9 protein-coding genes are annotated in these 12113 nt (G+C 36.6%); 3 read left to right on the forward strand and 6 right to left on the reverse strand.

Features of this window, described 5'->3' with window-relative positions:
• Positions 1–208 precede the first annotated feature (208 nt).
• The 5 genes from HZF24_RS14685 to HZF24_RS14705 form a co-directional block, all read right to left on the reverse strand.
• The gene (locus tag HZF24_RS14685; RefSeq protein ID WP_179239100.1) at positions 209–2728 is read right to left on the reverse strand and encodes an S-layer homology domain-containing protein; all 2520 of its coding nucleotides are present in this window, start codon (positions 2726–2728) and stop codon (positions 209–211) included.
• 314 nt (positions 2729–3042) lie between these two features.
• Entirely contained in the window at positions 3043–3537 is a 495-nt protein-coding gene (locus tag HZF24_RS14690; RefSeq protein ID WP_179239101.1) for a hypothetical protein, read from the reverse strand.
• A 224-nt stretch (positions 3538–3761) separates the two neighbouring features.
• Positions 3762–4013, reverse strand: coding sequence for a type II toxin-antitoxin system RelE family toxin (locus HZF24_RS14695; protein ID WP_179239102.1), 252 nt, complete (start codon positions 4011–4013; stop codon positions 3762–3764).
• On the reverse strand, positions 4010–4231 hold the full coding sequence (locus tag HZF24_RS14700) for a hypothetical protein (RefSeq protein ID WP_179239103.1): 222 nt from the start codon (positions 4229–4231) through the stop codon (positions 4010–4012). Before HZF24_RS14700 ends, HZF24_RS14695 begins: the two co-directional genes overlap by 4 nt.
• A gap of 37 nt (positions 4232–4268) precedes the next feature.
• Positions 4269–4526 carry a type II toxin-antitoxin system Phd/YefM family antitoxin gene (locus tag HZF24_RS14705; protein WP_179239104.1) on the reverse strand — a complete coding sequence of 86 codons (258 nt, stop codon included), beginning with the start codon at positions 4524–4526 and terminating at the stop codon, positions 4269–4271.
• 193 nt (positions 4527–4719) lie between these two features.
• Here HZF24_RS14705 and HZF24_RS14710 point away from each other — a divergent pair, with 193 nt between their 5' ends.
• From HZF24_RS14710 to HZF24_RS14720, 3 genes are all read left to right on the forward strand, one after another.
• On the forward strand, positions 4720–5850 hold the full coding sequence (locus HZF24_RS14710; RefSeq protein WP_179239105.1) for a M14 family zinc carboxypeptidase: 1131 nt from the start codon (positions 4720–4722) through the stop codon (positions 5848–5850).
• Positions 5851–5946: 96 nt separating this feature from the next.
• The gene (locus HZF24_RS14715; RefSeq protein WP_179239106.1) at positions 5947–7194 is read left to right on the forward strand and encodes a competence/damage-inducible protein A; all 1248 of its coding nucleotides are present in this window, start codon (positions 5947–5949) and stop codon (positions 7192–7194) included.
• Between the two features lie 124 nt (positions 7195–7318).
• Positions 7319–9388: a methyl-accepting chemotaxis protein gene (locus HZF24_RS14720; protein ID WP_179239107.1), complete on the forward strand. Its 2070-nt coding sequence runs from the start codon at positions 7319–7321 to the stop codon at positions 9386–9388.
• A gap of 83 nt (positions 9389–9471) precedes the next feature.
• Here HZF24_RS14720 and HZF24_RS14725 read toward each other — a convergent pair whose 3' ends face one another.
• Positions 9472–11931 carry an ATP-binding protein gene (locus tag HZF24_RS14725; protein ID WP_179239108.1) on the reverse strand — a complete coding sequence of 820 codons (2460 nt, stop codon included), beginning with the start codon at positions 11929–11931 and terminating at the stop codon, positions 9472–9474.
• Positions 11932–12113: the final 182 nt, after the last annotated feature.

Below are 12113 nucleotides of genomic sequence, written 5' to 3' on the forward strand. Positions count from 1 at the left end.
TCAGATTCCACCTCACGATGGACACCCTTGGTGTTCAGCTATGTCTTTCCCACTACTAGGGCAGACTCGCGACTTGCTCCCGTTAGATTGCGCCCATGCTGGGCGCACCAAAAAATCTACCCCTCAATCTTGATTGAGGGGTAGGGGTGTTGATTTGACGTTAGTCAATTCTTTTTATTTATTTTCTTTTTACACCTTTAACAGATGTTTACTCCCATATAACTATAAAGTTTGCTGTATTAAGAGCAGGAGCTGTAACTGTTTCATCAACAGGATTACCTGAAGCATCTTCAACTTGATTTACAAAGAACTGAATCTTTGTTCCATCTATAGCTTTAAGTTTGCTAACTAACTCTACCTTACCATCAGCTTTTACTTTTATTATAGTACCAGCATTTTGGTCAAAATAGAAGTCTCCAGCAGCTGTTTCAACTTTACCTGTGCTTGCATTTACAGCTGAAGCAGTAGTTGCACTACCTTCAGAAAGTAATGTTGTATAAACACCATGATTAGTCTGTACAACGCCATCTTCATTTAAGCCAACTATATACAGTCCATTATTTTTTTCACTAATATCTGTGCTATTAGAAAAACCACTAAATGTATCTTTCTTTGCTGTAAATAGGTTTTCATTCTTCACACCATTGATATATGCGTTTACTCTTTGTACTTTATCTCCATCATCGTCTGTATCTTGATATACAGAGTTAATGTATGCAAAAGCATATGTTTCTTTATCTGCTGTATTAGTAGCATAAAGAGCAACTATTTTACCATTCTTATAAACTGCAGTACCTTGAACTTCTGAACCTAACTTAGATTCACTGATTACATCACCATCAGCATTAAAGATTACAACATTTGATGCAAGAACAAATGATTTACTGTTAGTCTTCATGTCTATGGATCTTCCAGTTGCTTCTAACTTAGTAATTTCTTTTGATTTACTATCTAATGCGTAAGAAACTAATTGTTTAGATAAATCAGGTGTTTTTACTCCAATTACTAAATCTCCAGAACCACTTTGAGGTAAAAGATTAAATAATCCGCTAATTTTATCATTCTTTATAACCCAATTAGCACCTACTTTTTCTATTTCTACGTCAAATTCATATGTTATTGTTTCATTTGAAGCAGTGTAAAGCGTTACCTTAGGAGCTCTAATAACTGTAGCTTTTTGGGCAGATCCAGTACCATTATATTCAAATCTACCTGATACCATTTCTTTTACAACAGCATACGTTGTATCACCTTCTGATTCACCCTTGAAAGCTATTATGTCGCCATTGTCATCCAAATAGAAAGTTCCTTCATCACCTACTTCAAAATCAGATATACTCAAAGCATCATTAACATCATATTTTGTTTTGTCTACATATACACCATCTGCGTGTAAGCCAGTTACTTTACCTTCTAAAGTGTCTCTTGAAACAACAAGTGTTAATCTGTCAGTAGCTTTAACTGTAGCATCTTTTCCAAGAGGAGCATAAACTGAAACTATGTCATCTTTTTCGATGTCTTCTAATGTTTCTACATCACCTTTAACAATTAAGTTTTTCTCATCAACTTTTTTGTTCTTAACAGGTAAATAGATTTCATCTATTTCTGTTTCGCCATCTTTGTATTCTTCTTCAATCTGAACATAAGAATTTGCTTTTGAAACTATGATACCTGCAACTTCTGCATCATCTTTAACTCTTGTTTCATCTTTATGAAGAACAACTGTGATTGTAGAATTTTCTAAATCAGCTACTTTAAGATCATTTAATTTTTCTTCAACATTGTTGTAAGATACTTGAGAGCCTTTTATAGCAAAAGAATAATCTCCAACTTCCAATTCGCCTTTAGTTGATGTACCAGGCAGTACGAAAGTATCTTCAAATGACTCAGTGTACACTAAGCTGTTAACTTTTCCTACATAAACAACTTCTTTGTCCTTGTTTTTGTTGAAATATGCTTCTATAGACTGGAATAAGTATGGTGTTAAATCAACTTTATCTCCAGCATAGTTTTTGTCTTCAGGATTAATGTGCTCAAAATCAACTGTGAACTCATAGTTAGGAGTAGCAATTCTGCTTATCAATCTAACTGGTATTTGATTATCCTTGCCATCTACTCTGTACTCTTTCACTATGTCGCCGTCAGAATTAACTTTAACTAATTGCTGATCTAAAGAATTGAACATAGCTTGTGCAACTCCGCCTCTGTCAGCGTTAGCTGATCTCATATCAACATTTTTAGTGATGTTTAATTCAGCAGCTTTAACCTTAAAGTTTGTTGGCCAAGTCATATTTTTCATTTCATTTGAATTATCAGTATAACCTAATCCTCTAACTAACATAGTTAAAACTTGGTCATAAGTTACGATACCGTCAGGATTAAATTTGCCGTCGCCTGTACCTATAACTATTCCTCTTCCAGCTGCTAAAGCTATCCATTGATCTGCCCAATGTCCTTGAGTATCTACAAAGTTACTTTTTGAACCAGCAACTAAGTCTCCGTATCCAAGTAATTCAACCATCAATTTAGCCATTTCAGCTCTTGTTACAGTATTTTCTGGTCTGTAAGTTCCATCTTCATAGCCAGTAATTACGCCTAAAGCAAATAATGTATCAATTGCTTCTGCATAATCAGTGTCAGCTACGTCTTCGAATTTTGCTGCGAAAGCAAAGCTCATGCTTGATAATACCATTGCGATTACCAAGACAAGTGATAACACTTTTTTCATTCTTTATTTCCTCCTGTGAAATTTGTTTTTTTGCGGGTGTTAGGTACCCAATACCTTCATTGTGTCAGCACAACGACTATAGAATTATACCACCGGAATATTATGTAGTCAATATTGATAACTTGTTTGTAATCTTCTTGTAATATTCGCGGCATAAGTGCTAACATGTTATGGATATAATATACCACATGTTTTTGATGTTAATATTACAGTAATGTTACAGGTGTGGAGGGGTTGGGGGAGAGTGAAAGGCTGAGATTCCTCGCTAACGCTCGGAATGACAAAAAAGGTGTTTAAAATGACAGAAGGATGGATTATTTAGATGTTAGGGTATTGTATAAAAGTAAACAGCCTGAGATTGTAAGGATTATGCCTATAATTATTATAACCGTATTGAGGGCTGCTTTGGAATTGATTATGCAGTAAAAGCCGAACAGTATACCTGTACCGTTGATGATTAAGCTTACTATGTCTGAGTAATTTTTTGATTTGATTATATTAATATATGGAGGCAATGCAAAGTAAAGAATTATAATTCCTATTAACATCATAGTGAGTTCAGGTTTTATAAGTCCTAAAATCGAGCCGCAAAAAGCTATCGCGTAATTTAATTTTTCTTTATTAGATATATATCTATATGTCATTTTAATATTAAGCACTAAAAATACTAACAGTGCGAGCATGGCAAGACGGATTGCTGTTGAACCGATGTAGTTTGCGGCCAATATAAAAATTATCCCGGTTAATGTGAGTGATAAACTGACTATCAGTAAGGTTTTTGAATTGTATTTTAATTTATAAAACGGCATGTGCTTGACCCCCTTTTGATAATTATATCATACCTGAGCCGAGTGTAGCGCAAGCTCGCTTGCATTACCGAGTCGATGGTATGATATATGTATTATAGCATTTATGTTTTTGGGTGGCAATGAAAAAGATGAGGGCAAGGTATGACAGAAGCGGAATGTATTTGAGATGATAAAAAAACAGACATTCCACTGTATTGAATGCCTTATAATTAATACCTCTAATGTTAATACTTATTATATATCTGTCCACGATTTCCTATATCTATTACTTTTATTATTAATACATCATTTTGAATTGTATAAATAATACGATAGTCACTAACACGTAATCTAAACAGGTTTATATGGCCTTTCATAATTTTTGTATCACCGGATGGAAGCGAATAAATAGCTGTAAGAATCAGCTTGCGTTTGTTCATTGGCTGCTTTTCAATAAATTTCAATACTTTCTTTTCTATATTGATTTTGTATATCATAAATCAACTCCGAGCATTTTGGCTGCTTCTTCTATAGGAATAAGCTCTTTATCTTCTGCCGTCGAATTTTTGAGATAATCCTGATACAAAGCTTCACAGAATAAATCATCTTCTATCTCGTCGTCCATCTGGAAACCACGCAAAAAGGAAATAATATATGCAAGTTTATATTCCGGTATTTTTTCAATAATTTCCATAATAATTTCTTTGTTTGACATAACATCTCATCCCTTTCTCTTTTATTTATTTATAATTTTATTTTTTGTCCGGAACTTCTATAAGCTCATAAACCTTGCCTTCACCTTTAGACAGTTGTTCCATAGATCTATCTATCATAGCCAAATAAGAAGCATTTCTTGCTGCCTTCATAAGAGAATTATATTCTTCAAGACTGAGGATAACAACATTTTTTTCATCTTTACGAGTTACAATAACCGTTTCGTTATCATCTGTTACCTTGTCACAATAATCTTTTAGTTTACTACGAATAGTAGAATAGTTTACAGCTAACATAAAATCACACCCTTTCACAATTATTGTACTATTTGTTGTACTAATTATCGTACCATCGTATTATGTGCATGTCAACAATTTTTTATGCAAAATGGCATTGTATATTTTAAGGCTTTTATATTATAATAAAATTGAAATAAAAAGTATGGGGACACATCTCTTTAGCCAGGGAAAGTCTTTGGGGAAGGGAAAAATGTCCCCGAAATTATTACAAATGATGAGGTTGATTATGATGGGTATAGTGGATACTTCTGATAAATATTATTTGGAGAGCATATACGGGGATATGGATAGGCTGTGCAACAAATATGGTGAAATATTGAGTAAAAGGGTTATAGGAAAATCGGTTGAGGGAAGAGATATTGTTGCGTTATGTTTGCATGGGAGAAAAGATGAGATCCCTCGCTTCGCTCGGGATGACAGGAAAAGCGCTCAGAATGACAAAAACGAAAGTTTTCGAGATAACAGGAAAAACGTTCAGTATAATAAAAAGCCAAATGTTTTGTTGGTGGGGGGGATTCATGCAAGGGAGGATTTTTCTGTTATGCTCTGTATGAAAATGATTGAACATTATTGTCATTATTATAATGCAAACAAAGATTTTGACGGATTTAACGTTAAAAGTATAATAGATAAAATTGATATGTATTTTGTGCCTGTGGTAAACCCTGACGGGCTTAATATAGTTCATAATGGTATTGAAGCTTCTGAAAATTATGATAAATTGAAGGATATGAAAATCTGGGGCGAAGACCATACTTATTGGAAGGCAAATGCTAACGGGGTTGATTTAAATAAGAATTTCGATGACGGTAATTGGGAAATCAGGACGTGCGTCCCCGGAACTGATGTGCCCTGTTCCGATAGATTTAAGGGATTTAAACCAAACAGTGAGCCGGAAACAGTTGCTTTGATTAGTTTATGTACTGATATTGATTTTTCGTTGATGGCGACATATCATTGCTCGGGGAATTGTACTTTTTGGGCCGACAGCGGTACACATAGTATGTTTAACGGCTTGGATGAAAGAATAATGGATGAATTGGCTGAAAAGTATATTTACAGAAAAACAAAAATAAGCCCAGATCCGAAAATTTACGGATGCGGGTTTGAAAATTGGTTCAGAGTAAAAATGAAAAGACCTGCATTTTGTATAGAGCTGTCACCTTATCAGGAGGGCGGAAAGCAGCATCCTGACTATATGTTTGATGAATTGGTGTGGCAGTATGCTAAGACGACAGGGTTGTTTTTTGCACAGAAGGCTATTGAAGTGCATGAGGAGATTTATGGTGATGTTGAAAGGTATGCGGCAATGACGAGGTAAGATTCACTTGGCAGAATGCACTTGAAATTTTTGTTGGTTGGATTTATATTATATTAGAGGAAAACAACAGATAAACTTGATTGTTGGAGGAGAAAAATGGAGTGTGAAATACTTTGTATAGGTACTGAGCTTTTGCATGGCGATATAGTCAATACAAATGCCCAATATATATCTAAAAAATTAGCGGAAATAGCTATTGATGTTCATTATCAGACTGTTGTGGGAGATAATCCGAAAAGGATAAAAAATTGCTTCGGTATTGCTTTCCAAAGAGCCGATATTGTTATATGCACGGGAGGTCTGGGACCTACTCAGGATGATATAACAAAGGATGTATTGGCTGAATATTTCGGTGTTGAAATGGTTTATGATGAAGGAAGCTATCAGCATGTAAAAAATATGTACTCTCGTTTCAGAAAAGATTTTCCTAAAAATAACATGAGACAAACATATTTCCCGGAGGGTTCGATAATTCTCAATAACCCTAACGGAACTGCCAACGCATGCATCATGAAGGGTGAAATTGACGGAAAATCTAAAATCGGAGTATTGCTTCCCGGGCCTCCGAAGGAAATGGAGCCTCTGATGGATAATGAGGTTATACCTTATTTAAAACAATTTTCCAAGATGACCGTTTACGGAGAAAAGCTAATTGTTATGAATATAGGTGAATCGGCAGCGGAAGAAATGATTCTGGATTTAATAGAAAAACAAACAAATCCTACAATTGCTCCGTATGCAAGCGCAGGAAAGGTAATTTTCAGGATTACGGCTAAAGCAGAGAGCGAAGAAAGATGCATTGATATGATTAAGCCGGTAAAGGAAGAATTAATAAAAAGGTTCGGAAAAGATAATGCTTATGTTACTGAAACCGGAAAGGTGGAGGATAGAACCACAAGACTGTTGATGGAAAAAAATATAACTATTTCCGTTGCGGAATCATGTTCGGGTGGTTTGATTTCTTCGCGATTGATAAGCTATCCGGGTATTTCAAAAGTATTTAAAGAGGGCTTTGTCGCATATAGCAATGAAGCAAAAATACATACCTTAAATGTAAAAAAAGGAACCTTGGAAAAATACGGGGCTGTCAGTGAAGAAACCGCTAAGGAAATGGCTTACGGTGCTGCAAAACGAGCCGGTACCGATATAGGTGTATCAACAACCGGTATAGCCGGACCTGACGGCGGTACAGAAGAAAAGCCTGTCGGCCTTGTCTATGTATGTGTTTATTATAAGGGCGATTATAAGGTTAAAAGACTGCAGTCGACAGGTGCACGTGATACCATAAGAGAAAGAGCTGCTACGTCGGCATTGGAACTGGTAAGAAGATGTATCGAAAAATAAATTAATTTTCATTTAATACTAACTATTGATAATTTTTAAACGATATATTTTATATGCAAGATTAGTCTGATGCCGGCTAATTTTACAAATATGTTTAAAAGTTTGACAAAACGGAGGGATACCAATGAAGATTAACAAATTTCAAACATTGCGATTTAAATTAAGTCTGATAATAATACTGTTTGCATTAGTTCCGGTACTCATTATCAGCTTCATTACCATCAACAGAATGCAGGTTAATACTGTATCGGAGCAAAAAAAATCTGCTGAAAAACAATTATCCTTGGTAAGTGACAATGTTGATGTTGTTTTCAGCGATATGCAGAACAATGTATCTTACTTTGCCGGCAGCAAGACAGTCAGGCTTGCAGACCGCACTATTACATCCTATACAAGCAACACAGGAACTAAGTCAATGACTCCAAGCAAAAGTTCGGGTGTTGAGAAGGATATTTACGAAAGCTTCCGTGAATTCGGAGAAACTCATCCGAATTATCAGTACGTCTACATGGGTACGGAACAGGGCGGATACATCCAGTATCCCGAAGGAAACATGGATGGAGCTTTTGATCCGCGCCAGAGACCGTGGTATCCTGATGCTGTTGCAAATCCGGACAAGCCCGTATTAGGCTCACCGTATTATTTTGCAACAGATGATATTGTAATCATAGGTGCTTCACAGGCAATAAAAAATACGTCGGGCAAAGTTATCGGCGTTATGGCAATGGACATGAGCCTTGACAGCCTTACATCCATGTTTGAGAAAGCAAGCAGAGATTTTTACGGATACTACATGCTTGTAGGCGCAGACGGCACAATTTTATCAGACCCTAATAACAAAGAAAATAACTTTAAAAATATTTCAGAAGTATATGATTCACAATTTGCTGCTGCAGTTACCTCAAATGCGGATTTTGAAAAGGTAAAAATAGACGGAAAAGATTACTTGATAAAAAGTATCTATTCCGAAAGCACAGGTTGGAACTATGTTTCTGTAGTTGATGAATACGCTGTGCGTGGCGTTGTGAGAAATACGGGAAAATTTGTTTACTTATCAATGGCTGTAATTTTTGCTGTAGCAGCGGCATTTGCATTAATAGCGGGTAACAGCATCTCAAAACCTGTAAATGCGGTAGTAAAATCAGCAAATGATGTTGCCGGCGGAAATTTCAACGTAAGGATTGATGTTAAGTCAACGGGCGAAATTGGTCTCTTAATAGATTCATTCAAGCATATAGGAAAAACTCTTTCAACCTATAAATCATATATTGAGGAGATATCTCACATACTGAATCAAATAGCTGACGGTAATATGAATTTTAAGCTTGAATCAGACTACATAGGTGAATTCAGCAAAATTAAGGATGCTCTTTTGAACATTTCAAAAACACTTACTCAAACACTTGCTGAAATAAAAGTAGCATCCGACCAGATAGCAAGCGGCTCTGATCAGGTCGCAGCAGGTGCTCAGGCTCTCAGTCAGGGATCAACGGAGCAGGCTTCCTCTATACAGGAGTTGTCGGCAACAATACAAGATATCTCATCGCAGATTGATGATAATGCTAAAACAGCGCAAAATGCCAATGTACTGTCAAGTCAGGCAGGAGAAGGTGTTATGGAAGCTAATTCTGATATGCAGCAGCTTATGAAGGCCATGCAGGAAATAAACGATAAATCCAATGAAGTAAGCAATATCATAAAAACTATAGACAATATTGCTTTCCAAACAAATATTTTAGCTCTCAATGCGGCAGTTGAAGCAGCAAGAGCGGGAAGTGCGGGTAAGGGCTTTGCTGTTGTAGCGGACGAGGTTAGAAATCTTGCACAAAAATCAGCAGAGGCTGCCAAGGATACAACACTGCTTATCAGTGACACCGTACAGGCTATAAGCAAAGGAACTCAGATAGCTGAAAAAACTGCTTCATCACTTAATGCGGTGGTGGAAAAAACCGGAAGCTTGACAAGCCTTATAAAAGGCATATCTCAGGCCAGCATTCATCAGGCAGAGGGTTCCAATCAGATTGCCATAGGCATAGAGCAAATATCGGCAGTTGTTCAGACAAATTCTGCTACGTCTGAAGAAAGTGCCGCTGCAAGCCAGGAGCTTTCAAGTCAGGCAGTAATACTTAATGAGCTTGTGAATAAATTCAACCTAAACGAAGAGGCGACAGAAGAAACAACACAGAAAGCATAAATTACAGGAGGGGACGGACCTTTCAGTGAAGAAAAATATTTCACTGAAAGGTCCGTCCCCTGAATGCTACATATTTGATTTTTCTATTCTTCCACTGCTTCTAATACCTTGTTGAATTCTCTCAGCTTTTGGTTTACAAAATAGAAAATACTGTCTTTTGGATATTCGCCGAATTTATCCGGTTCACCTGCAGGGATTCCTGTCAGTAATTCTAATCCCTCTTCTATTTTCTTAACTGAATAAATATGGAATCTTCCTTCACTTACGGCATTTATTACTTCATCCTTAAGCATGAGGTTGGTAACATTGCTTTCGGGAATTATAACTCCCTGATATCCTGTCAATCCGTTTAATGAACAAATATCAAAGAATCCCTCTATTTTTTCGTTTACTCCTCCTATGGGCTGGATTTCTCCCATCTGGTTAACTGATCCGGTTACAGCCATGCTTTGCTTTATAGGAATGTCTGACAGGCTTGATAATATGGCATACAGCTCAGCACTGGATGCGCTGTCTCCTTCTACTCCACCGTACAACTGTTCAAAGGTTACCTGAGCAGTCAGGCCCAATTGTTTTTCCTGTGCAAATTTTCCTCCGAGGTAACCGTTCAGAGTGAGTACCCCTTTGGAGTGAATATTGCCGCTCATTTCTGTTTCCCGTTCAATGTTGATTATGCCTTCTCTGCCCGAATATGTCCTGGCAGTTATCCTTGAAGGCAGGCCGAAGGAATATCCTGATGAGCTCATTACCGACAGTCCGTTTACCTGACCGACAACTTCTCCCTCGGTATCTATGAACACCTTTTTCCGAGCTATTTGCTGCTGCATTTTTTCTTCAATCATATTGGAGCGGTATTTTTTGTTTTTGATGGCTCTTTCTACGTGTTCCGCATCTACAAATTCTAAATTGTCGCTGTCCGCAAGCGCTGATGCTTCATACAGTATTTCACTTACAACATTGAATCTTGTAGAGAGCTTATCTTGGTCGTCTGCCAATCTTGACCCGAATTCTATAACCTTGGACATTGCTGCGCAATTTAAGTGCTTGAGATTTTCCTGTTCGCACATGGAACCTATGAAGGAAACATAATGCTGTATGTTTTCACTTGTTCTATCCATTTCAACATCAAAGTCCACATTAACCTTGAACAACTTTTTAAAATCCTCATCTGCCGAAAGGAAACGATAATACAAGAAGCTTCCAACCAAAATTACCTTTACATTCAAAGGTATGGGCTCAGGCTTCAATGTCACCGTAGGTACAAACCTGCTTTGTTCTCCTATATTTTCAACCAATGCCTGTCTGTATTTAAGTGCCTTTTTCAAAGCATCCCAGGCATATGGATCCATCAGCAAATCCTTTGCCTGCAATATTAAATAACCGCCGTTTGCCCTTTGTAAAGCACCTGATTTAATCATCGTAAAATCGGTCATGGTAGTCATCATATGATTTTTATATTCGATTTTTCCGAACAGGTTATAATAGTATGGGTTGCTTTCTACAACGACGGGTGCTCCCTTTGCATCTTCGTTATTGACGAACAGGTTCACTTTATATCGTGTGAACGGATTTTTGCTGTCCTTTGATTCCAGCAGCTTTGTATCAAATAATTCTTCCTCTTCGGAATTCTCTCCATCTTCATTAAATTCTGCCGCAAATTCTTCGTTTACTACAGACCTGACATTTCTGAATATCGTATGGTTTTCTGCCACATCCTTCAAAACGTTGTCTAAATAATTTATTATTTCTGAAATATCGGCGTATTTTTCTTTTAATTGGTTAATGAGCGGTTCTGCCGCGTTTCGTGCTGTCTGTTCTTCTAGATCCATATATTGTTCTTCTGCTATTTTTTGAGATATTTGTACATCACGTATTTTTTCATCTATTTCTTTTGCTATTTTACTTCTCTTATTGTCTATTGCTTCTCTTTCATCTAACGAAAGCTGTTGATATTCCTCGGGAGTAATTAATCGATCTCCCTTGAGAGGTATTAACAGCACTCTTTGTCCTGACTGCTGTATGCCGAAGCCGGAATCAAGAGCAAGCTTCTCTATATCTCTTAGGATTACATTCATTTTTTCGTTGGTTTTTTGTATTAGAACATCTTTTTGCTGTAAAAAAGTACTTCCTTCAAATTGCTTAGGTATATATATAGTTAAATTAGAAATTAATTTATCCATATCCTTTTGAAATTCTTTTCCCTTGCCGGGAGGCAGAGATATGGCAAGAGGTTTATCCCATTCACTGAAATTATTGATGTAACACCAGTCATTTGGTATCGGTCCTTTTCCTGACACCTTTGACACAACTGATTGCGTATATGTGCTTTTTCCTGTGCCCTGTGGACCAAGTACAAAAATATTGTAACCCGGCACATTCATTGACAGACCAAACTCCATTGATTTGACCGCTCTGTCCTGACCTATAACTCCTTGCAATATTTCCACATCCTTGGATGTCTGACAAAAATGCAATTCCTCTTCTATCTTACATATTTTCTTAAGTCTTTCTGTAGGGATTTTGTATTTGTTGGGATTAGACATAATAACCTCCTATAAAATTAAAATCATATAAATAGGGTATACCCCCAAAAATATTTTGTTAAACTATAAATTTATGGAATGAAAGAAATAAGATTTTAAAACTTAAAAAAGCAGATAACAAAAGTTATCTGCTCATAATATCATAAGAATTAAGTGGGGCGACACTCCCACATCTCCTAACA

Source organism: Sedimentibacter hydroxybenzoicus DSM 7310, from assembly GCF_013403245.1.
Lineage (GTDB): Bacteria > Bacillota > Clostridia > Tissierellales > Sedimentibacteraceae > Sedimentibacter > Sedimentibacter hydroxybenzoicus.